Below are 21653 nucleotides of genomic sequence, written 5' to 3'. Positions count from 1 at the left end.
GCGGTTGGGCCTCTTCGCCCTTGTGGGCTCATCGGGCTCGCCTGAACGTGGATGACCTCACGTCGCGGTTGGGCCTCTTCGCCCTTGTGGGCTCATCGGGCTCGCCTGAACGTGGATGACCTCACGTCGCGGTTGGGCCTCTTCGCCCTGCCGGCTCGTCGGGGCGCCCGCGCACCGTGGCCTCATCGGAGCGTCAGCACGTAGGCGAGAAGGTCATGGAACTCCTCCACGGTCAGGATCTCCTTGAAGTTGCCCGGCATGAGCGACGTCTTCTGCGGCGCGCGCTGCTGGATCTCGGCCTTGGCGACCTTGTGGATCTCCGCCTTGCTGTCCATCACCTCGACCTGCGCCGGGTCCTCCTTCCTGACGATCCCGGTGATGTAGCGGTTCTCCTTGGTCACGATGAGCACCGGCTCGAAGCCCGAGGCGATCTCCTTGGAGGGATCGAGGATGGACTCGATGATGAACGTCGGCTCCCGCGTCCCCGCCACCTGGGTCAGCTCGGGCCCCACCTTGCCGCCCCGGCCCTTCACGGCGTGGCACTTGGCGCACGCGGCGTTGGAGTCCGCGTCGAAGAAGAGCTTCTCCCCCTTGGCCGGATCGCCGGGCAGGTAGGCCTTCCACTCCTCCCTCGCCGGCGCCCCCCCGGCGGCGGCGAGGACCCCCTCGGGCAGCTTGATCGCGGCGGCGTCCGGCTCGCCGCCGAGGGTCCCGAGATAGAGGATCACCGCCCGGAGCTCCTCGGGCTTGAGCGAGATCGGCGGCCGCGTCGGGTCCGGCATCTCGTTCTTGAAGCCCTCGACGACATACGCCCCGGGCTCCACCACGCTCTCGACGAGGTAGTCCGTGGCCGTATAGGGCCGGCCCGTGACCCTGGACCGCTCCCTGGCACGCTCCAGGGCCCGCGCCCCGATCGGGAGCCCCAGGGGACCCGACTCGCCCTGGTTCGGCCCGCGGATGCTCGCGCCGCGGCTGCCCACCGCGTGGCAGGTGGAGCACTTGCCCTTGCCCCAGAAGATCGCCTCGCCCGCCTCGGGGGTGAGGTCGGCGCCCGTCAGCGCGGCGGCCGGCCGCCGCCCGCCCTCGCCGGACACCCGCGTGACCAGCTCGGCCACTCCCACGAGCGCGAGGATCACGGCGAGCGTGAAGACGATCACGCCGAGGAATGACCGCTTCATGCCGGGCGCTCGTCCCCGCGCTCGTGCTGCCCCAGCCCCGCCAGCCAGAAGACGAAGGACACGAGCCCGAGGAAGACGACGACGATGCTCCCGACCACCCGCATCATGTAAGCGTTGGTCGGCGTCCAGGCCCAGGTGGAGGTGTCCTGCAGCACGCCGTAGATGTGCCAGTCCTCGCGGAGCCCGGAGCGGATGAAGCCCATGAGCCCCATCAGCATGACGATGCTCACGCAGAGGAGAACGAGAGCGTACTGGGAGCGGGCAGGCATCCGCCCCCATCGGATCTCGCCGACGATCTCCGCCCGACGGAACAGGAGGACATCGATCGTGGCGGTCCAGAAGAGGCAGACCATGACCATGAGCCACTGGCCCACGGCGATGTTGCGGAGGAAGGGGTTGGCCTTCTCCATGATGACGAAGCCGTACACGCCCAGCACGAACACGGACGCCAAGACCGTCGAGGCGAGGAAGAGCGCCTGGGCGAGCTTGCCCCGGTCGCGGAGGGTCAGCACCCCCGTGACGAGGACCATCCCGACCTGGCCCAGGAGGAGATAGGCGGGAAGCGTGAAGTACCGGGCACGGTCCGGGGAGAGGTCGAGGGTCGTGGGATCCAGGGTGAGGAGGCTCCGGCCGTACCAGGCGAGGATGAGCGCCGAGATCGCGGCCGCCACGCCCAGAGTGACCTTCGCCCCGGCTCCGTGCTCGGCGAAGGGGCGGGGGCGCCCCTTGTTCGCCCGCCGGTAGAGGAGGAACGAGAAGAACGTGGAGAGGATGATGAAGTTCACCGCCGCATTCTTCGCGGCCATCAAGCCGAGGTACTTCAGGAGGGGATGGAACTGACCGCCCAGGGCCAATTGCTCCTCGCCGGTGAGGGGGATGTTGCGCGGGGTGAGCCAGACGGCGAAGCTCACGAGCAGCAGGACGTTGATGTACTTGATGTAGGGCCGGTAGCGCTCGGCGCCGCTGATCCGCCCCATGCCCGTCCACAGATAGTAGTTGCCGCCCACGAAGAGCATGCCGATCAGGACGGCCTGGATGATGAAGCTCCAGGAGAAGGCGCCGCCCATCATGTTGTTGCCCATGACCGGGCTCGCCGAGTACACCTCCCGCCCGAGATAGTAGCCGGCGAAGGGGAGCGGGATCAGCGCCGCCAGGCCGACGAAGTTCCCCACGTAGCCCATCCAGTCGTAGTACGCGCGGTCAGCGTCCCGCCGGGCCCCGAGGAAGCGGAGCGCCGCGTAGGCGCCGACGATGAACCCGCCGAAGGCGACGTTGGCGACGAAGCGGTGGATGGCCAGCGGGATCCAGAGGGGGTTGGCCACCGCCTGCCAGGTGGTCCCCACAAACCGCAGGGCCTCCTTGTCGAGCCCCGACGGGGCCATCATGTAGGAGACCCACGCGTTGGCGAGCAGCATGAGCACCGTGCCCCAGACGTTCAGGAGGATGCCGAGGAGCACGTGGAGCCCCTTCCAGCGCCCGCGCAGGCGGTTCCAGCCATAGTAGTAGAGGTACAGGGTGAAGGTTTCGGCGAGGAAGAGCAGGGCGTAGACGTAGTACGTCGTGTGGAAGATCGACGTGAGGAACGTCATGAACCTGGGATAGAGCCCGAAGAGCGCGAAGGCGAGCAGCCCGCCGAAGGCCGCCGTCGTGGAGAATGCGGCGGCGAGCAGGGCCGTGAACTCCTGGGCGAGGCGGTCGTAGCGGGAGTCGCCGGTGCGCCAGCCGATGACCTCCACGATCGAGGCGAAGATGGGCACCCCCAGCACGAACGCCCCGAACATCAGGTGGATCTGGGCGACAATCCAGATGACCAGCCGGGCGTCTCCGCCGAAGAAGCGCCGGTAGTCCGTGGCGGGCGCCTCGGCGGCAGCGGCGGGCCCGGCGAGCGCCGAGCCGAGCGCAAGCGCCAGGACCGTGATGAGAAGCCACGCGGCGCGGCCGGGGGCCAAAGGCCGGCTCACCTGTACTCGAAGGCGAAGGTCAGCCCGGGGGCCGCCCTCGCAGTCCCACTCGTGGCAGTCGATCCGCAAGAAGGAGTCCAGGACGTCGTCGAGAGTCCGCCGCTCTCCGCTACTTCGCCGGAAAGGCCAGGTTCATCCGCTTCGTCTCATTGCCCTTTACCGTCACCGGGAGCTGCTGGCGTCCCAGTTTCTCGTGCCATGCTGTCAGCGTGTAGGTCCCCGGCGGGACGTCTGCGATCGTATACGTGCCGTCCTCGCCGGTCAGGGCGAAGTAGGGGTGATCCAGGACCGCGATCCATCCGTTCATCCAGTCGTGGGCATCGCACATGAGTTCCACCATCCCGGACCGCTTGAGGGACTTCTGGATCACCTGACCCTTGTTCGGCTGCGCCATGTTGAAGAGGGTTCGACCGTTGACGTAGGCGTGAGTGTTGTGGAGGACCGGGTCCTGGTTGGTGACCTCCAGCTGGCTCCCGGTCCGGGCCGCCTGGAGGTGAGGCACGAACAGCCCCCCTCGGTTGAGGAGCTGCGGACGATGATCCGACCACCGCTTCCCCCCCTTGATCCCCTCCAGAGCGACGAGGACGTTCTTGATCTTGCCGGTCCGCGAGACGATGACGCGCTCGTCAGGGAGCTTCTCGCCGAAGACGTCGGCGTTCTTCTTCACCCAGATCACGAACGGGGCGGGAGGGGCTCCCGCATGGCTCACCTCTCCGGCGATGGTGGCGCCGTTGGCGACCGTCCCCTCCCGGTAGCCGTCCTGCCCGATCGCCGGCGCCGCCCAGGAGAGCGCGGCCATACTGACCCCGGCGAGCGTGATGAGCCGGCGGTCTAGCCCGAGAGGCCAGCTCCTACCGGCCCACGACATAGAGGTACCCCACCATCGGCCCTTCCTTCTCCGCGTCCGTGTGGTTGGTGCAGACGAACTTGAACGTCCCCGCCTTGTTGGCAACGAACTTGACTGTCTTCTCTTCACCCTTGTTGATGGTGGTCTCGTCGACACCGAAATCCTCGATCTTGAGCACGTGCTTCGCTCCCTTCAAGGCGTGGATCTTCAGGACCACGGTGTCCCCCTTGTTGACGACCAGGAACGGGGGATCGAAGCTGTAGCGCTCGATCTCCTTGACCGGCCCCCGGTTGCGGTCGACCACGGGCGCTTCACCGGCCTTGGCTTTCCAGGACCACTCTCCCGTGACGAGCAGGAACTCCTTCACTGACTGGGCCTGAGCCGCCTCCCATCCCCCTGCCAGGACCAGGACTGCGACCACGGCTCCTGCAAGAGCCACTGACCACCGTCTCCTGTCATTCATCGCCAGCTCCTCCTTTCGCGTCGTCCAGAAGTCGTAGCCACCATTTCCCCGGGTGATGGGCAATTGGCGTGCCAGGACGTCCGCCGGCGAGCGCAGGTGCATCAAGCCGACGCCAAAGGGAATTTCTCGAGGCGGGCTGGGGACGAGAGGCGATGGACCCCGGTTCGGTGCGCAAGGCGCTTCTCGGCGCGCGCGCGATTGCGCAGAGGACAGGGAACGAGTCAGCCCGGGCTACCCGCGGCAGGCTCTGGGCTGCACGGACCTTGAGATGACGGCCCTCGGCATGCCCTACTCCCCGCCGGGTGCTCGCAGGGATGGCGGCAGCGCGGAGAGTACGGCAGCGTGGACCTTGGTCGCCATCTCCCGCGCGGCGCCCTTGACATCGTCGCCCCCTGCTGGCCAGATGAGCGGGTGGTAGACGATGGTCACCTGGCCGGGACGCGGGAGGAGCCGCCCCGGAGGCCACGACTCGCTGCCGCCGATGATCGTCACGGGGAGCACCGGCGCGCTCCGGGAGCATGCCAGCCGGAAGGCGCCGAGCCTGAAGCGCTGCAGCCGCCCATCGTGACTGCGCCCCGCCTCGGGAAAGATCATCACGGCCTGTTGCGCCTCCAGCAGGCGGACGGCTTCCCGCGTCGCCCTCGGGTCGGCGGACCCGATGTCGACGGGGAAGGCTCGGAGGCGGCGGATCACCCAGGAGAAGACGGGGATGCGGAACAGCGCGCTCCAGGCCATGTAGTAGACGGGGCGACGCACCGGGATGCTGACCAGGGGAGGATCGGCGTAGGTCACGTGGTTCGGGGTGATGATGAGCGCGCCGTCCCGGGGGATGTTCTCGACGCCCTCGAAGCGGATGCCGAAGTACAGGCGGGCCCCGAGCCACACGGCGGGACGGAAGAGGTCGAGGACGGGCGTGCGCACGTCCCGATACTGCCACGGGGGCCACGAGGCACACAATGCCGGACGACGCGAGCCGCCCGCTGGTGATCGCCCACCGGGGCGCCTCAGCCGAGGCCCCCGAGAACACCATCGCGGCCTTCGAGCTGGCCATCCAGCAGGGCGCCGACGCCATCGAGCTGGACGTCCATCTCTCCGGCGACGACCAGCTGGTGGTGATCCACGACTGGACGCTCGAACGGACGACGGACGGGGCCGGCGCCGTCCGCGACCGGAGCGTGCAGGAGCTGAAGCGGCTGGACGCCGGCAGCTGGCACTCACCGGCCTTCCGGGGGCAGCGGCTCCAGACCCTCCTGGAGGTGCTGGAGCGCTTCCGCGACCGCACCCGCTTCTGGATCGAGCTGAAGGCCGGGTCCGATCTCTACCCCGGCATCGAGGAGCGGGTGGTGACGAGCCTGGAGATCTACGATGTCCTGGACCGCACGCTGGTCCAGTCCTTCGACCACGGGGCGCTCCGCCGGGCGCGCACGCTGAGCCCGGAGGTGAGGCTGGGGGCGTTGGTGGCGCAGCCGCCGCTGGACCCATCGGTGGTGGCGCCGGGATTGGTCCAGGCCGTCTGCCCGGGGGCACACCTGCTGACCGAAGGGGACATAGCGCTGATCCGAGAGGCCGGGCTCGGCTGCTACGTCTGGACAGTCAACGAGCCGGCCCTGATGGACCGGCTCGTCTCGTGGGGAGTGAGCGGCATCATCACCGACCGCCCGGCGCTCCTTCGCGCCCGGCTAGCGGGCCACTGAACAGGGCTCGTCCGCGTCGTCGGCACCCTCGGGTGCACGCTCAAGGCACCGCGGGTCCACCTCGCGGGCAACCGCCGGGCGGCGCGTCGGATCTGGACCCTCTCGAGCAGCCTGTGGCGCCATCCTGACTAGTCGTCGTCGTGGTCGTCACCGCCGAAGGCCGCGCCCGCGGGCGCGAGCCGGCTGGTGGTCCGCTCCAGCCGATCCTGGCAGCGGACGCAGGTGAGCACTTCGGGCATGGCCCGGAGACGGGCCGGCGCGATGCGCTCGCCGCACTCCTGGCAGATCCCGTACTCGCCCTCGCGCAGGCGCTCCAGCGCCTCTGCCAGCTTGTTGGCGCGCTCCACGAGCAAGCTGCGGGTGGCAAAGCTGATTTCCCTGTCCTCGTTGACGCGGATCACGTCCACCTCATCGGCCATGGGCGTGTTGTCTCCGATGGCGCCCGGGAAATCCTCGAAGACGACCCCTCCCCCCATCCGGCGGATCCTGTCCACCGTCCGGCTCAGTTCCGCTTCGAGTCGCTGTTTGATCTCGTCCATCACCGATCTCCTCTGGCTAACGGGAGCTCCGACCCCCTCCATCCATCGACTGCGAGGCCCACCTCCGGCGCAAGCGCCATGCCCACAACCCGCTGGCTTGGACGAGGTCTAAGCCATCGATATTCAAGACCCACCGCGGAGCCCGGAACATCCGCACGGGCGAAAGTCCCGTACCACGAGGAAAAATCGGCACGCCTTGTGCCGAGAAATGGGGATCCGGCTCCTCACAGTGAGGAGGGGGCTGAGGGGACTCACAGCCCGCCGGGGGAAGGCTCACCGCGGGGCAGGAGGTCGGACCCGGAGCACTCCGGACGGTCAACGCCCCCCCGGCGGTGCTGGGCCTACTCCTTGTCGAGCTTGTTCAGAAGAGCAGGAAGGTGAGCAGGGTGAATAGTGGGATCAGGGTGACCGCGGTGTACCCCATGTAGCCGAGGAAGGTCGGCATCTTGAGGCCGCTCTGTTCAGCCATGGCCTTGATCATGAAGTTGGGCGCGTTGCCGACATACGTGCAGGCTCCCATGAACACCGCGCCGACGCTGATCGCGGCCAGGACCTCATGCGATACCCCGACAACGTCGCTGGTCAATCCGAGTCCCTGGGCGAGGGCCAGGAAGGCGAGGTAAGTCGGCGCGTTGTCGAGGAACGCGGACAGGAGGCCGGTGGCCCAGAAGAACTGCCACGGGGCCTGGACACTCAGCCCGGGGCCTCGCGCCCGAAGAATCTCCAGCGCCGGGATCATGGTCAGGAAGATGCCGAGGAACAGCACGGCCACCTCGACCATCGGGGCGGCCGTGAACCCGTTGGCATGCCAGATCCGCCTGGGGGTGAGCCAGAGAGATGCCCCGGCCAGGCCGAGGATCAGTCCCTCGCGCCAGGGCTCGCGCAGAAGGGCGATGGCCGCGACGACCCCGAGGAGCGCGAGAGCATTCACCGCCCCTTCGACCCGCAACGGACGCAGCTCCGAGCGATCGCGCCGCAGCCGCGAGAGAGGCTCACGCGCGTGCTGGATGGAGTCCCAGGCGAAGTAGGTCACGAGCAACGCCCCGACGGCCACCAGCCAGTGACGCCACAGCCTGAGGGGCCAGAAGAACGGGACGCCCTTGAGATAGCCCAGGAGGAGCGGAGGATCGCCGATCGGCGTGAGCAGACCGCCGATGTTCGAGACCAGGAAGATGAAGAAGACGACGGTGTGGATGACCCGGCTCCGCTCCCGGTTGGTCTCGAGCAGCGCTCGAATCAGCAGGACCGAGGCCCCCGTCGTCCCGATCAGCGACGCCAGGACGGATCCCACCGCCAGAAAGGCGGTGTTCGTCAGCGGCGTCGCCTCCAGGTCGCCCGTCAGCCGGATGCCGCCGGAGATCGTGTAGAGAGCGGCCAGCAGCAGCATGAAGGACACGTACTCTTCCAGCGTGTGCAGGAGCGCGGGTGGCCGCTGGACGAGGTAGAAACCCGCGACTGGAAGGCCGAGGCCGCAGGACAGGAGGAGCTTGTTGCGGTTCCGCTCCCACCAGTGCGGGACCCACAATGGACACACGGCGATGGCGAGAAGCATTGCCACGAACGGCAGGACGGCATACCCCGGCATCGGGTCCCAGTCCTCGTCTACCGGCCGGGTCCGGCCATGGAGCCCCCCTCAGCCAAGGATGAGCTTGAGGACCACGATGAGGATCCCGGCAACCAGTAGCATCCACAGGCTCACCACGAGACCTTCCCAGCCTTCCTTGATCTTCACTGCGCCGTCCTCCGCGGAGAGAGAGACAGGGCGCGCTGCCGCAACGGCGGCAGGCCTTGACGCGAAGGCGCGAGGACGGGCTAGTGGTCTTCTGAGGGCGAGGGGGGACCTGAGGAGGCGTCAGGCGGGCGCCGGACCGGAAGCAGGGCCTGCCGGCTATGGACGGTCATGGGGCGCGAGGACGGGAGGCTCTGGACAGCGGCCTGTGGCCGGTCGAGCGTCGGCAGGCGGACGAGGGGCACAGGGGCGGCAAGGCTCTCGGGTCGGGCGCGATCAGCTTGAACCACCTCGACCGAGCCGTCCACGAAGTGAACGGCTCCCGGCATCAAGGGATTGGCCACGTCGAGCGAGACATACAGCAAGAGCAAGAGGGCGAGGCGCCGCGCCGCCATGGGCCGTATTGTATCCGATCTGCGCCGTGTGGTCGGTGGGCCGACGACGGGGGCCGCCGCCGTGATTCGCACGCAGGGGGTTCTATGGCCTGAGGGCACGCCCCGCCGCGTCCACGAGCGCTCGGACCTCCGGGCTCGGCGCCAGCCCCGCCCCGTGCACGTAGTGGACGCTGAGGCCCCCATCGTCGAGGCGGGCGAGCAGCTCGGTGGGACCTGCGATCAGCAGCAGTGCGCGGTGGGTCCGGCAGGTCCGCTCGACGCACCCGGGAACAGCCACATACTCCCGTCCGCCAATCCGAAGCAGGCGTGGGGGCTCAGACCCGCCGAAGAAGTCTGGCGCAGGCAGCGACACGCGCCGCTCCGCGCCCGTGGCCGCCCAGTCGGGGCCGAAGAGCCTGCGGACGCCCTCGCGCAGCGAAGGATGCTCGATGACCGCCCGTGCCGTCGTCCCGTAGACGAGCGCCCGGGCATCTCCCCCCAGGACGTCCACCCGAGGAGGCGCCGGGCTGGTGGGGGGGAGCACGCAGCCTGCCATCAGAAGCGCGACCACCACCCCGGCGCACATGAGGAGGCACCCCCGCCCGGACCGCGACGAGCCTGCCTCGGGAAGCCTGACGCCGCGCCCTCCCCTCAGAGCTTGCATCGCTTGGCCTCCAGCCCAGAGGACTCCCACTTCAGCTCCGGCAACCCGCCTGAGAGGCCGCCGTTGGTCCGGTCACGTGCGCCCGAGGGCCCGAACGCGAGCGCCACGCAAGGGAGAACCTGCCACACTTCAACGACGTCCGCAAGCCGCTGTGGGGCCGCTGTACCGTCGGGATCGGCGCTCGCCCTACTCCTCCTCGCCGTACTTCTCCTTGAGGGTGGCGACGACCGCCGGGTCGGCGAGGGTGGTGGTGTCACCCAGGGCGCGGCCCTCGGCGATGTCCCGGAGGAGCCGGCGCATGATCTTGCCGCTCCGGGTCTTCGGCAGGTCGGCGGAGAAGATCAGATCGTCGGGACGGGCCAGCGCCCCGATCTTCTTGGTCACGTGCCCCTTGATCTCCTCCATCAGCTCCTTGGTCCCCTTGTGCCCGTCCCGGATCGTGACGAAGGCGGCGATGGCCTGCCCCTTGATCTCGTGGGGTCGGCCGATGACGGCGGCCTCGGCCACCAGCGGGTGGTCCACCAGCGCCGACTCCACCTCCATGGTGGAGACGCGATGCCCGGAGACGTTCATGACGTCGTCCACTCGGCCGAGCAGCCAGAAGTAGCCGTCTTCGTCACGCTTGGCGCCGTCCCCGGTGAAGTACATCCCGGGGAAGCGGTTCCAGTACTGGGCCTGGTAGCGCTGCGGGTCCCGGTAGATGCCGCGCAGCATGGCGGGCCAGGGCTTCTTCAGGACGAGGTAACCCGCCGTGGTGGGCTCGCCCTTGTCATTCACCACCTCGGCGTCGATGCCCGGGAAGGGCCGCGTCGCCGACCCCGGCTTCTGCGGGACGAGCCCGGGCAAGGGCGTGATCAGGATCTGTCCGGTCTCGGTCTGCCACCAGGTGTCCACCACGGGGCAGCGCCCGCGGCCGATGTGCTTCCAGTACCACACCCAGGCCTCGGGGTTGATGGGCTCCCCGACAGTCCCGAGGAGCCTCAGGCTCGAGAGATCGCAGCGGTTCGGATACTCCTCGCCCCAGCGCATGAAGGTGCGGATGGCGGTCGGGGCCGTGTAGCAGATGGTGATCCCGTGCCGCTCGATGATGCGCCAGAAGCGATCGCGGTCGGGGGTGTCGGGCGTCCCCTCGTACATGACGGTGGTGGCGCCATTGGCCAGCGGACCGTACACCACGTAGGAGTGGCCCGTGACCCAGCCCACATCCGCCGTGCACCAGTAGACGTCGGTGTCCTTGAGGTCGAAGACCCACTTGGTTGTCGCGTAGATCCCCGTGAGGTAGCCGCCGGTGGTGTGGACGATGCCCTTGGGCTTGCCCGTCGAGCCCGAGGTGTAGAGCAGGTAGAGCATGTCCTCGGAGTCCATCTTCTCGGCCGGGCACCGGGCAGGCGCATCCTGGATGAAGGCCTCCCACCAGACGTCACGGCCGGGCTCCATGGCGACGTCCTGGCGCGTGCGCCTGAGGACGACCACGGTGGTGACGTCCGGGCACTCCTTGAGCGCCTCGTCCACGTTCTTCTTGAGGGGGACGATGCTGCCCCGCCGGTACCCGCCGTCGGCCGTCAGGATGATCTTCGACTCGGCGTCGTGGATCCGGTCGCGGATGGCGTCGGGCGCGAAGCCGGCGAAGATCACGCTGTGGGGCGCGCCGATCCTGGCGCAGGCCAGCATGGCCACGGCCAGCTCGGGCACCATGGGCATGTAGATGGTGACCCGGTCCCCCTTCTTGACGCCATGCTTCTTGAGGGCGGCGGCGAAGCGGTTGACGTCGCGGTAGAGGTCCCAGTAGGTGAGGGTCCGGGTGTCCCCCGGCTCCCCTTCCCAGATCAGCGCCGCCTTGTTGCGGACGGGGGTCTCGATGTGGCGGTCGAGGCAGTTATGGGAGACGTTGAGCTTGCCGCCGACGAACCACTTGGCATACGGCAGTTTCCAGTCGAGCCCCTTCTTCCACGGCTTGAACCAGTGGAGCTCCCTTGCCCATCGCTCCCAGAACTTCACGGGGTCCCTGGCCGCCTCCGTGTAGACGGACGCCCGGCGGGCATTGGCCTGCTGGGCAAACGCCTTCGGGGGAGCGAACTTCCGTCGCTCCCGGAGAAGGGCCTGGATGGGTGTGGCGGTGGCTCTCGTCTTCTCTGCCATGGAGCACCCTCGCTACGCGTTGGAGGTGTGGGACAGCCCGGGCTTCTCGGGGTCCGGCCGCGCCGGCGACGGGACAGGTCCGATGCCAGGTTCGGAGCCGGGATACCCCGACGGACTTCCGGGGCGGCCACGGCGTCCATCCGCCCCCGCGGATGGCGATCTTACCACCATTCCGTGGCACGGGCGCCTCGGGCGCGGCGCCGCTCGCAACGTCTGGCGGCGAAGCGGCAACGCGTTCCGCGGCCTTCATGGGCGTTGTGGGATCGTGGAGAGCCGGCACGCCGACACGCCGGCTTCCTCACCCCCGGGGCGGGAGCATGTGGCGGGACAGAAGCGTCTCGAAGCTGGCCTCGAGCTCGGCCGCGACCTCAGCCGCGACGGCGTCCGGGCCACCGGGCCGCTCGGCCTGGTCGTCCCGGCTCCACCCCGCCAGGTAGGCGTCCGACTCCGAGGCCCCCGTGCGCATGGCCACGGCGTCGATGAGGTCCTGGAAGCGCTGCGACAGCTGCAGGCTCGCGCTCTGGTCGCCGTCCCAGGCCTCGACGACGGACGGGATGTCCTGCCAGCGAAGAACCCGGTAGCGCGCCATGGATCGTTTCCCGGGGCCTATTCTACCGAAACACGCCGCGCGGTTCGCTCGGTTTCCCGCTGGCGCCGGCATCCCTCGCCCCGGCGCGACCCCGCGTCACCGTCTCTCGGCAGTGGCGCGCGCGCCGGCCGGCGGTCCCTGCAGCGCCGCGTCGCCCGAGGCCCGGTGTCCCGCGGGGGCTCAGCCGGGCCGGCGCCGCATCGCCTCCTCCGCCATGGCCCGGAGCTTGGCGCGCTGGATCTTGGTGCCGTTCGCGCTCTGCGTGACCGGGAAGGCGTCGAGACCGACGATCCGGACCGGCACCTTGTACTTCGCGATGCGTGCACGGCAGTGCGCGATGGCCGCGGCCTCATCGAGCGGCGCGCCGGGCCGGACGACCACGAAGGCCACGGGGCGAGTGCCGGCGGGCGTCGCCACCGCCACCGCCTGCGCGTCGGCGATGCCCGGCACCTCGAGCAGCGTCGACTCGATCTCGGCCGGGGACACGAGGAAGCCGCCCAGCCGCAGCACGTCGCCGATGCGCGCGAGAAAGACGAAGCCGCCATCCTCCTCCGTGTAGCCGAGGTCACCGGTGCGGAGGAAGCCATCCTCGGTGAAGGCCGCCTTCGTCGCCGCAGGATCTCCGAAATAGGAGAGCATCAGGCTCGGCCCCCTGACCTCGAGCTCCCCCGCCTCTCCGTGCGGGAGGATCGCGCCAGACTCCGGGTTGCGTGCCCGCACGCGCGCCACGCCCGCGACCGGGATGCCCCCGGCGCGGCGGCGCCGCTCGACGGGTAGCTCGAGCGGCTGGCGGGCAAAGAGCGCGAGCACCTCGCTCATGCCGTAGAGCCCGAACAGGCGGAGCCCGCGCCTCTCGGCGCGCGCGGGTAAGTCGGCCAGCGCGCTGTTGAACGCCGCGTATCCGATCCCGTCGAGGGAGGGGAAGGGCCTCTCTCCCGGCACGGCGTCGAGCAAGCGAGCGACCATGTCGTCGCCGCCGTTGGTGTGGGTGACCTGGTGGCGGTGGATGAGCTGCGCCGCCAGCGCCGCCTCGAACGTCGGGGTCATGACCATGACGCCCCCGGCGGCGAGCGTTGCCAGCGCCTGCGAGAAGCCGAAGACACCGCACAGCGGGATGGCGAGCAGAGCCACGGCGCCCGGACGATCGTAGCCGAAGGCCCGCGCCACATCGAGGGAGTGGCTGGCGACGCCGTGCTGGCCGTGCAGCACGAACTTGGGCGCCCGCGTCGTGCCCGAGGTCGTGAAGATCGCGCATCCGGCATTGTCCGCGGGACACGTGGCCGGCCTCGCCGGCCGCTCGGCCAGCTCCGCCACCGCAACGCTGCGGCGGCCGACGTCCGGCAGGACACGGGGTACCGGGTCGCTCGCTTCGCCGTAGAGGATGAGGGTCTCCACCCCGGCGAGCTGCCCCCGATCGATGCCGGCCAGGATGTCGAGGAAGGGTATGCCAAGGAAGCTCGGCCACAGCACGAGCGCGCGCGCGCCGGAACGGCCCACGATGTCGCCCACCTCGGCCTCGCGGAAACGGGTGTTCACCGAGACGGTGATCGCCCCGAGTCGGGCGCACGCGAACAGGAGGCAGAGGTAGTCCGGTGTGTTGGGGAGCCAGAAGGCGACCCGGTCGCCGGCGCCGATGCCCAGATCGGCGAGGCCGCGCGCCAGCCTGCGGCTGCGCTCAGCAAGGTCGCCATAGCTGAGCACGCGCTCGCCGTAGATCACCGCCGGCTCCCCGCCACGCCGGTCGAGGAGTTCCGACAAGGTTCGCGGTGTCATATCGATTGCGAGGCCCGGCCGAGATAGCGCGCGACCACGATGAAAGGGATGCAGCTCCCCACCAGGAGCATCCCGAACGCGGCCACGTGCCCCATCTGCCCGGCCTCGAACTCCTGGAACAGCATGATGGTCACCACCTGCGACCCCGGGGAGGACAGCATGATCGGCAGACTGAACTGGCGCATGAACACGATCAGCAGGAGGGACCACGCGGCGACGATGCCCGGCACGGTGAGCGGCAGGACGACCCGCCACAGCGTCCGCATCAGCCCGGCCCCCGCGGCGTACGACGCCTCCTCCAGCTCGGGATGGATCTGCAGCATGTTGTTCGAGAGGTTGCGCAGGCCGTACGGCAGGAACTTGATGCTGAAGGCGAGCAGCATGATCCAGATCGTGTTGTAGAGGGGCGTCGTGATGAGGGCGCCGATGATGCCAACCGCCAGCACCGTGCTGGGAAATGCGAACGGCACGAAGGCGAGGTAGTCCAGAACGCCGCGGCCCCGGATCTGGGTGCGGACGCCGATGTAGCCGACGAAGAACCCGAGGATGACGACCGTGAATGCCCCGCCGATCGCGAGGAATGCGGTATTGCCGATCGCCCGGAGGGATTCCGAGTCCGTCAGGATCCATCGGAAGTTCTCGAGACTGGGTCTCGACGTGATCCGGAAGGGCCAGCTCACGGCGTCGACCGATATGGCGAGGAGGAGGAGCACGGGGAGGACGCCGATGACCGTCACCAGGAGATAGAACACGATCGACGCGGGCCAGCGCATCCAGCGGATGTCGAGATCCCCGGGGCGATACCCCTTGCCGGTGATCGTCGCAAACCGCTCGCGCTGTCGGGTGACGCGGCGGTACGCGGCGATCATCGCGACCGCGGCGAGGAACGCGATCACGCCGAACACCGCGGCCGAGCCGAGATCGGGGGGGTACTTGTAGCGCGTGAGCAGAAAGACCTCGATGCTGAGGAGGTAGATCTTCGCCGGATAGCCCAGGAACCAGGCGACGTCGAAGCTCTCCAGGCCGATGATGAACAGGAGCGTCGCGACCGAGAGGACGGTGGGCCACATGCTCGGCACCGTCGTGCGCCAGAGGGTGCGCAGCGGCCCCGCGCCGGACACCGCGGACGCCTCCTCGAGCGTGGGATTGAGCGAGGACAGGGCGGCGAAGAAGAACATGAACGAGAGCGGAAAGGTGTAGAGCGATTCGACGAACACCATGCCCGCGAAGGAGTAGATGTTGAAGGGGGCTCCTCCGACGAGCGCCTTGAGCCACATGTTGATGATCCCGTTGGACGGCGACAGGAGCAGGATCCACGTGATGGCGCCGAGCGTCGGCGGCACCAGATACGGCAGCAGGATCGCGATCGGCATGAGGCGCCGTCCCGGGGCATTGGTCCGGGCCGCGATCCAGGCGAAGAGGAAGCCAAGCGCGCCCGCAACCACGGTCATCGCTGCGCTGAAGGTCACCGTGTTGAGGAGGAGCTGGTAGGTGGCGCCCTTGCCCAGGACCCTGGCGAAGCTGTCGAGTGCCAGCACCGTTCCGGCCGGCGTCGACTTGGTGAAGCTCTGCCACACCAGCGTGCCGGTCGGCACCACCACGGCCGTTCCCACGATCGCGAAGCAAGCCCAGAGGACGACGTGCGCCGCGGTCAGGCGCTCCTTCACCCGGCTGAGCGCCCCCACCGACGGCAGGGCCGGCGCGCCGACCGGGCTCCAGGGCGTGCTCATCGGGCGGCGGCCGCCGACGGGATCGCCCAGCCCCGTCCCTCGCGGATCCGGACCACGAGCCGGCCCGTCCACGAGTCGACCATCGCCGCATGCCCGGCGACGCGCAGCGTGTCGGACCCGACGCGCACCGCGCATTCCGCACGGTCGCCGTAGTAGCCCACGTGGACGACGTCCCCGGTCAGGACGCCGTCCCCGACCCCGCCCCGCTCGCTCGGCGACACCGTGATGTCCTCGGGCCGGACGACGACGTCGACCGCGTCCCCCACGGCGACCGCCGCGTCGGAGCGGCAGATGAGGCGGCCGATGCCTGTGTCGGCGACAACGGTCCCGCCCGTCACCTCGGCGACCCGGCCGGGAAAGCGGTTGCACTGACCCAGGAATTCCGCGCAGAAGACGGTGGAGGGGCGCTCGTAGACATCCCGGGGCGTTCCGATCATCTCGATCCGGCCCGCGTTCATGACCGCAACGAGGGTGGACATCGACAGGGCCTCGGCCCGGTCGTGGGTGACATAGAATGTCGTGATGCCCAGGCTGCGCTGGATGTCCTTGATCTCCACGCGCATCCGCTCGCGCAGCTGGGCGTCCAGATTGCTCAGGGGCTCGTCGAGGAGGAGGATGCGCGGCTGCCCGACGAGGGCGCGCGCGAGGGCGACCCGCTGCTGCTGCCCCCCGCTGAGCGCGGTGGCCGGGACGCGGGCGAGCTCGTGCAGCCCGACGATCTCCAGGGACTCCGCAACCCGCTTCTCGATCTCGGCGCGCCCCCGGCGCCGGGCGCCCACCTGAAGCGGATAGGCCACGTTGTGGAACACATCCATGTGAGGCCAGATCGCATAGGACTGGAAGACCATGCCCACGTCGCGCTGGCTGGGGGGGACGAAGATGCCACGGGCCGGATCGGAGACCAGCCGCTCGCCGAGCCAGACCTGGCCGCCGTCGTGATGCTCGAGGCCGGCGACGACGCGGAGGGTGGTCGTCTTCCCCGACCCGCTGGGGCCCACGAGGGTAAAGAACGCGCCCTTCGGGATCTCGAGCTCGATGCGGTCGATGACGTGCACCGCGCGGCGCGCAGATCGGTAATGCTTGTCGAGCTTCTCGATCCGGATCACGGCCCGTCTACCGCGCTGCGCGCACCGCGCGACAGGGCACCCGACGAGCCCTACAAGCCGAGCGCATCCTTGATCCGCCCCTGAAGCCGGTCCTTCTGCTCTCCCTGGGGCGTCGGCGCCACGCTCACGTTGAGCTTCGTGAGCGCCGACTTCGCCTGGAGGCCGCGGAAGTTGGAGAAGTAGCCGAGGTCGACGACGGTCTCCTGCGCTTCCCGCGAGTTCATGTAGTCCGCCAGCAGCCGTGCCGCGTTCGGGTGCGGCGCGTTCTTCATGACGGACACGCCGGGTCCGCTGAGCGCGTAGGTCGGGTTGGTCGGCACGAACGCCATGTTGCCACTGTCTCCCCCGCCCACGCTGTAGACGTGGCCGATGAAACCGACGCCGAGCGAGAACTCGCCGGTGTTCACCCCCTGAGAGACGCGGATCCCGCCGGGGCCGAACACCAGGGCCCCTTGGTCCTTCAGGGCGCGGAAGAAGCGGAAGGCCCGCTCCTCGCCCATGTCCCGCACCAGCCCCGCGAACATGTAGAAGATGAGGTCGTTGGCGACCGGGCTCACCATCGCGATCTTGCCCTTCCACTCGGGCTTGAGGAGATCCTCGAACGATTTCGGCGCCTTGTCGGGCGGCACGAGCTTCTTGTTGTACATGATGCCACCCAGGTACACGTGATTCTCGGTCCAGTACCCGGGGGGATCCGACTGCCACTGCTTGTCGTAGTTGCGATGCTCACGCGTGAGGTACTGCGCGAGGTACCCCTTCGCCTTGAGGATCGGCAGCCGCAGCACGTCCAGGGCGAGGACATCGGCGACGTGACGGCCCGCGTCCTGCTCGGCGAGGATGCGGGTCATCATCGGCTGTCCCGATTGGTAGACGAACTCCATCGTGATGCCCGGGTATGTCCTCTCGAACCCCGCCTTGAAGGCCCGCCACGTCGGCGTGATGAGCTCCCCGTAGGCCATCACCCGGCCTTCCTTCTTCGCCGCGGCGACGAGCTGTTCGTGATCCGATTGCGCCGCGACCGGGCTCGCGGCCGCCAGGATCGAAAGGACTGTCGCCGCGCACGATCGCAGCAGGGCATTCAGCGTCATCATCGCGTCCTCGCCTCCGTGTGCGGCGCGGAGCGCCGCTAGGTTTCGCGCACGACGCGGCCGTCGTGCAGCGCCATGAAGCTCAGCACGTACTCCGCGCAGGTCGCGGGAAACAGCGTGTGGACCATGTGGTAGCGAGTCGGGAGGTGAACGACCGTCAAGTCGGCGATCCGCGCCCGGAGCGTCTCCTCCTGATCCCCGGAGACGATGGCGCCGCCCGAGGGATAGAGCCCGAGGACCGGCGCCTTGATGCGGGACAGGGAGGGCGTCGCATCGACCTTCGAGGCGAGCCGCGACATGGCGATCATCACCTCGACCCTGCTCTTGCCCATCTCTCGCGCAAACCACTCGAGGAGGTCGGGGTCGGTGTCCGGCGGGAAGCGGGTCGCCGTGTTGACGGCCCTGGCCCAGCCCTCGGCGCCCATGCTGCCGAGCGCGTCCTGCCAGGTGGGATGCTCGAACGCGAAGGTCTTCTGGGTCCATGCACTGATCACCAGGGGGGCGGCGAAGACCGACAGCGTCCGCACCAGCTCCGGATGCTCGGCCGCCAGCGCGAAGCCGAGGATGCCGCCGAGGGACTCTCCCGCGTAGTGCACGGGTCCCCTGCCGAGGCTCTCGATGATGGCGACGAGGTCGCCAATGTAGTTGTCGACCGTGATCGCCTTGTCGATGTCGAAGTCCGCAGGCGAGGGACCCAGGCCACGCAGGTTCGGGCAGACCACCGGATAGTGGCGCGCGATGTAGGGAACCATGTTGTACCAGAAACGCGAGGACCGGCCAAAGCCGTGCTGGAGGATCAGCACCGGCCCCCGCTTCCAGGGATCGGTGTAGTCGTGGAGGTCGTAGTGGAGCTCGACCCCATCCGCTGCTTTGACGATCGGCATCTCACTCCTCCGTCATCGAGGGCTTTCCCAGCTTCATTCCGTCGCGTCCCCGCCGGCTCGCCCGCGGCACGGACAGAGGCGGCTCCGGCCAGCCCCATACTGCCCCGGCGGCGGGGGGCCGGTCAAGGCACGCGCGACCCGGCTGGAACCCCCGCGGGGCCCTCTTGCCGCCGACGTGGCAGGAGATGCCCCTGCTCGCTCCCGGCGGGCTGCCGACGCCGCTCAGACAGCCGATCGGTCGCCAGCGACGGCGGTCAGAGACCCCCGCCCGGCGCGGTACCGCCGCGGCCATGCCATCGCCGCCGGAGCCCGTCGCCCTCGCTTGACAAGGGTGGAGCCCACCCGTAGCCTGCACCTCATGATCGACGCCAAGACGGCGGACCGGGAGCTCGCCACCTACATCCGACCGCAGACATTCCCCGTCGCCATCCGCATGCTCGGGCCCGGCGAGCCCATCCCCGAGCGCGCGAAGCGGCCAGCGCGCGACTTCAAGAAGCTCAGCATGAATTGCCAGGTGATCGACATGGCCCGCCGCTATGGCTGGACCATCGCTCTCACGCGGGACGACTCGATCTGCTCCCTGGGCATCATCGCCGCGGGCTTCGACAAGCCCCTCCCCATCTACAACGTGGGGACCCTCTGCGAGGGCATGTACACGGAAACGAAGGAGGCCGGGCAGCGCTCCGAGGCGGCCGTGGACAAGTTCGCGCCGGGCGAGTACGCCGCCTTGCTCGTCGCCCCGCTGGACCGCGCGGCGTTCGAGCCCCACCTGGTATGCGTGTACGGCAACCCGGCACAGGTCATGCGTCTGACGCAGGCCGCGCTGTGGAAGCGCGGCGGCCGGCTCCCCTCGTCCTTCGAGTGCCGTGCGGTTTGCGCCGACATCATCGTCACCACCATGAAGACCGGGGAGCCCCAGGTCATCCTCCCCTGCTCCGGCGACCGCATCTTCGGCCAGACCCAGGACCACGAGATGGCCTTTACCATCCCGTGGGACCGCATGGAGGAGATCGTCGAGGGGCTGCGCGGCACCCACGCCGGCGGCATCCGCTACCCGATCACCCAGTTCATGGAGTACGAGGCCAAGCTCCCGGGGCGCTACATGGAGGTGAACCGCCTCTGGGAGGCGGACAAGGGCCAGGCCCCGCTCACCAACCGCGACCGCGTGGTGGCGGCGTACAAGCGCTCCTTCGCCGATCGGGTGCCGGTGTACCCCATCGTCGCGTCCTTCGCCGGCACGCTCGACGGGCTCAGCATCGAGGAGTACTGCACCAACCCGTCGCGCGCCATCAAGGCGATGCTGAACTACTACGAGCGGTACCAGCCAGACGTCGTGCTCGCCTACAACGACCTGGCGAAGGAGGCCGAGGCCTTCGGTTGCCGGGTCAAGTACTCGGAGTACGTGGTCCCCTCGGTGGAGACGCACCCGCTCGAGGACAAGGCCGACCTGGCGCGGCTCACGATGCCGGACCCGTACGGAACGGCCAGGCTCCCCGGCTTCCTCGAGCAATGCGAGGCCCTGGTCAAGGCAGGCCCGCCGGCGGCCATGGGCGCGGTGGCCGTCGGCCCGTGGACCATCGCCATGCTGCTCCGCAACCCCGAGACCATGCTCCTGGACACCTTCGAGGACCCCGCGTTCATCCACGCCCTCATGCGGATCACCACGGACTTCTGCAAGACCTGGGGCGAGGCCATCGCCAAGACGAAGATCGGGCTCAGCTTCTCCGAACCCACCGCGTCCGTGAGCCTCATCTCGCCTGACAATTACCGCGAGTTCATCGCCCCCTACCACAGGGAGCTCGTGGAGCACTTCAAGGCCCGGAAGGTGGGTCTCACCACCCACATCTGCGGCACCACCTACCCCATCTTCGAGGACCTGATCGGCTGCGGCTTCACCACGGTGTCCTTCGACCTGGACCAGCAGGCTGACCCGGCGCTCCACGTGGACCAGCTCGACCGCTTCATGGAGGTCGCGCGCGGGCGCACCGTGGCCATCGGCAACGTGGACGCGACGAAGTTCGAGCGGGCGACCCGTGAGGAGATCGAGGCCGAGGTGCGGCGCTGCGTCGACACGGCGGCCCGCCGCTCGGGCTTCATCCTCTCGACGTCGTGCGAGATCCCGCCCCGCTCGAGCCCGGAGATCGTGCGCTGGTTCATGGACGCTGCCCACGCCTACGGGCGCTACGAGCGCCTCCTGGGCTGAGGGATCCGGGGCGCCTTCAGGCTGTATCGTTTCCTGCACTCTTGAGCCGGGGGCCGGGGGCGCGGTACACGGGCTATAATGCCCGCGAGAGGGAGAACGCCATGGCGCCCGAGCTCAAGAGCAGGCTCGACTACGACGATTACGCCGCCATCCCCGCCGATGGCCGACGCTGGGAATTGCTCGACGGGGAGCCGCATGTGACCCCCGCCCCGAGCCCGATCCACCAGCGGCTGGTCGCCGGACTCCTGGTGGCCCTGCTGAAGCACTTCCCGCGCCCGGCCGAGGTCTTCGTGTCCCCCATCGACGTGATCCTCACGCCCCACGACGTGCTCCAGCCCGACATCGTCGTGGTCGCTGATCCGGCTCAGGTTTCCGCCCGCGGCATCGAGGGGCCACCGCTCCTCGTCGTCGAGGTTCTCTCGCCCGGCACCGCGGCCTATGACCGCACCATCAAGGCCCGCCGCTACGCCGCCCTCGGCGTCCCGCATCTGTGGCTGGTGGACCCCGAGGGCAGGAGCATCGAGTGCCATCGCCGCGACGGCGACGAGTACCGGCTCGTCATCGCCGCCGGCCCCGCCGATACGCTCGTTCATCCCGACTTCGCCGCCCTCGCGATCCCGCTCGCACCCCTCTGGGAATAGGCGCCACCGCCCCGCCGCCGGCCCGGCGGAGTCCGTTGGTGATCCATCTCT

The 21653-nt window shown here is 69.0% G+C and carries 18 protein-coding genes; 3 read left to right on the top strand and 15 right to left on the bottom strand.

The annotated features are described in order from the left end of the window. Positions 1 to 182 precede the first annotated feature (182 nt). The 5 genes from HYV93_07185 to HYV93_07165 form a co-directional block, all read right to left on the bottom strand. Positions 183 to 1178, bottom strand: coding sequence for a c-type cytochrome (locus tag HYV93_07185; GenBank protein MBI2525752.1), 996 nt, complete (start codon positions 1176 to 1178; stop codon positions 183 to 185). After that, positions 1175 to 3127 (bottom strand): cytochrome ubiquinol oxidase subunit I, encoded by a 1953-nt coding sequence (locus HYV93_07180; protein ID MBI2525751.1) that lies wholly within the window; start codon positions 3125 to 3127, stop codon positions 1175 to 1177. The genes HYV93_07185 and HYV93_07180 overlap by 4 nt, the downstream gene beginning before the upstream one ends. A 121-nt stretch (positions 3128 to 3248) precedes the next feature. After that, positions 3249 to 3938: a hypothetical protein gene (locus HYV93_07175; protein MBI2525750.1), complete on the bottom strand. Its 690-nt coding sequence runs from the start codon at positions 3936 to 3938 to the stop codon at positions 3249 to 3251. A gap of 52 nt (positions 3939 to 3990) precedes the next feature. Then, on the bottom strand, positions 3991 to 4425 hold the full coding sequence (locus HYV93_07170; GenBank protein ID MBI2525749.1) for a cupredoxin domain-containing protein: 435 nt from the start codon (positions 4423 to 4425) through the stop codon (positions 3991 to 3993). A gap of 312 nt (positions 4426 to 4737) precedes the next feature. Further along, entirely contained in the window at positions 4738 to 5370 is a 633-nt protein-coding gene (locus HYV93_07165) for a 1-acyl-sn-glycerol-3-phosphate acyltransferase (protein MBI2525748.1), read from the bottom strand. A 35-nt stretch (positions 5371 to 5405) separates the two neighbouring features. Between HYV93_07165 and HYV93_07160 the strand changes: the two genes are divergently transcribed. Beyond that, positions 5406 to 6143 carry a glycerophosphodiester phosphodiesterase gene (locus HYV93_07160; GenBank protein ID MBI2525747.1) on the top strand — a complete coding sequence of 246 codons (738 nt, stop codon included), beginning with the start codon at positions 5406 to 5408 and terminating at the stop codon, positions 6141 to 6143. A gap of 128 nt (positions 6144 to 6271) precedes the next feature. Here HYV93_07160 and HYV93_07155 read toward each other — a convergent pair whose 3' ends face one another. From HYV93_07155 to HYV93_07110, 10 genes are all read right to left on the bottom strand, one after another. Beyond that, positions 6272 to 6619 (bottom strand): TraR/DksA C4-type zinc finger protein, encoded by a 348-nt coding sequence (locus HYV93_07155; GenBank protein ID MBI2525746.1) that lies wholly within the window; start codon positions 6617 to 6619, stop codon positions 6272 to 6274. Between the two features lie 424 nt (positions 6620 to 7043). After that, positions 7044 to 8267: a sodium:proton antiporter gene (locus tag HYV93_07150; GenBank protein ID MBI2525745.1), complete on the bottom strand. Its 1224-nt coding sequence runs from the start codon at positions 8265 to 8267 to the stop codon at positions 7044 to 7046. A 621-nt stretch (positions 8268 to 8888) separates the two neighbouring features. Further along, entirely contained in the window at positions 8889 to 9449 is a 561-nt protein-coding gene (locus tag HYV93_07145; protein MBI2525744.1) for a hypothetical protein, read from the bottom strand. A gap of 186 nt (positions 9450 to 9635) precedes the next feature. Then, positions 9636 to 11588 carry an acetate--CoA ligase gene (gene acs / locus HYV93_07140; protein MBI2525743.1) on the bottom strand — a complete coding sequence of 651 codons (1953 nt, stop codon included), beginning with the start codon at positions 11586 to 11588 and terminating at the stop codon, positions 9636 to 9638. Between the two features lie 298 nt (positions 11589 to 11886). After that, a complete protein-coding gene (locus tag HYV93_07135; GenBank protein MBI2525742.1) occupies positions 11887 to 12177 on the bottom strand; it encodes a virulence factor in 291 nt (96 codons plus the stop codon). Between the two features lie 180 nt (positions 12178 to 12357). Then, positions 12358 to 13896 carry an AMP-binding protein gene (locus HYV93_07130; protein ID MBI2525741.1) on the bottom strand — a complete coding sequence of 513 codons (1539 nt, stop codon included), beginning with the start codon at positions 13894 to 13896 and terminating at the stop codon, positions 12358 to 12360. A 50-nt stretch (positions 13897 to 13946) separates the two neighbouring features. Next, complete coding sequence (locus HYV93_07125; protein MBI2525740.1) at positions 13947 to 15680, bottom strand: iron ABC transporter permease; 1734 nt, start codon at positions 15678 to 15680, stop codon at positions 13947 to 13949. Continuing rightward, positions 15677 to 16786 (bottom strand): ABC transporter ATP-binding protein, encoded by a 1110-nt coding sequence (locus HYV93_07120; protein MBI2525739.1) that lies wholly within the window; start codon positions 16784 to 16786, stop codon positions 15677 to 15679. The genes HYV93_07125 and HYV93_07120 overlap by 4 nt, the downstream gene beginning before the upstream one ends. Positions 16787 to 16836: 50 nt before the next feature. Further along, entirely contained in the window at positions 16837 to 17877 is a 1041-nt protein-coding gene (locus tag HYV93_07115) for an extracellular solute-binding protein (protein MBI2525738.1), read from the bottom strand. A gap of 35 nt (positions 17878 to 17912) precedes the next feature. Then, on the bottom strand, positions 17913 to 18758 hold the full coding sequence (locus HYV93_07110; GenBank protein MBI2525737.1) for an alpha/beta hydrolase: 846 nt from the start codon (positions 18756 to 18758) through the stop codon (positions 17913 to 17915). A 358-nt stretch (positions 18759 to 19116) separates the two neighbouring features. Between HYV93_07110 and HYV93_07105 the strand changes: the two genes are divergently transcribed. After that, on the top strand, positions 19117 to 20961 hold the full coding sequence (locus HYV93_07105; protein ID MBI2525736.1) for a DUF169 domain-containing protein: 1845 nt from the start codon (positions 19117 to 19119) through the stop codon (positions 20959 to 20961). A 101-nt stretch (positions 20962 to 21062) separates the two neighbouring features. After that, the gene (locus HYV93_07100) at positions 21063 to 21602 is read left to right on the top strand and encodes a Uma2 family endonuclease (GenBank protein MBI2525735.1); all 540 of its coding nucleotides are present in this window, start codon (positions 21063 to 21065) and stop codon (positions 21600 to 21602) included. Positions 21603 to 21653 lie beyond the last annotated feature (51 nt).

The sequence above is a fragment of the Candidatus Rokuibacteriota bacterium genome (genome assembly GCA_016188005.1).
Taxonomy (GTDB): domain Bacteria; phylum Methylomirabilota; class Methylomirabilia; order Rokubacteriales; family CSP1-6; genus UBA12499.
This window is presented reverse-complemented; position numbering and strand designations above follow the sequence as displayed.

Bases quoted from the DNA above. Each gene is read 5' to 3' on its own strand.
- HYV93_07175 (MBI2525750.1), bottom strand. From the start codon at position 3,938: ATGGCCGCGCTCTCCTGGGCGGCGCCGGCGATCGGGCAGGACGGCTAC.
- HYV93_07105 (MBI2525736.1), top strand. From the start codon at position 19,117: ATGATCGACGCCAAGACGGCGGACCGGGAGCTCGCCACCTACATCCGA.
- HYV93_07100 (MBI2525735.1), top strand. From the start codon at position 21,063: ATGGCGCCCGAGCTCAAGAGCAGGCTCGACTACGACGATTACGCCGCC.
- acs (MBI2525743.1), bottom strand. From the start codon at position 11,588: ATGGCAGAGAAGACGAGAGCCACCGCCACACCCATCCAGGCCCTTCTC.
- HYV93_07135 (MBI2525742.1), bottom strand. From the start codon at position 12,177: ATGGCGCGCTACCGGGTTCTTCGCTGGCAGGACATCCCGTCCGTCGTC.
- HYV93_07185 (MBI2525752.1), bottom strand. From the start codon at position 1,178: ATGAAGCGGTCATTCCTCGGCGTGATCGTCTTCACGCTCGCCGTGATC.
- HYV93_07155 (MBI2525746.1), bottom strand. From the start codon at position 6,619: ATGGGGGGAGGGGTCGTCTTCGAGGATTTCCCGGGCGCCATCGGAGAC.
- HYV93_07115 (MBI2525738.1), bottom strand. From the start codon at position 17,877: ATGATGACGCTGAATGCCCTGCTGCGATCGTGCGCGGCGACAGTCCTT.
- HYV93_07160 (MBI2525747.1), top strand. From the start codon at position 5,406: ATGCCGGACGACGCGAGCCGCCCGCTGGTGATCGCCCACCGGGGCGCC.
- HYV93_07145 (MBI2525744.1), bottom strand. From the start codon at position 9,449: ATGCAAGCTCTGAGGGGAGGGCGCGGCGTCAGGCTTCCCGAGGCAGGC.
- HYV93_07125 (MBI2525740.1), bottom strand. From the start codon at position 15,680: ATGAGCACGCCCTGGAGCCCGGTCGGCGCGCCGGCCCTGCCGTCGGTG.
- HYV93_07150 (MBI2525745.1), bottom strand. From the start codon at position 8,267: ATGCCGGGGTATGCCGTCCTGCCGTTCGTGGCAATGCTTCTCGCCATC.
- HYV93_07110 (MBI2525737.1), bottom strand. From the start codon at position 18,758: ATGCCGATCGTCAAAGCAGCGGATGGGGTCGAGCTCCACTACGACCTC.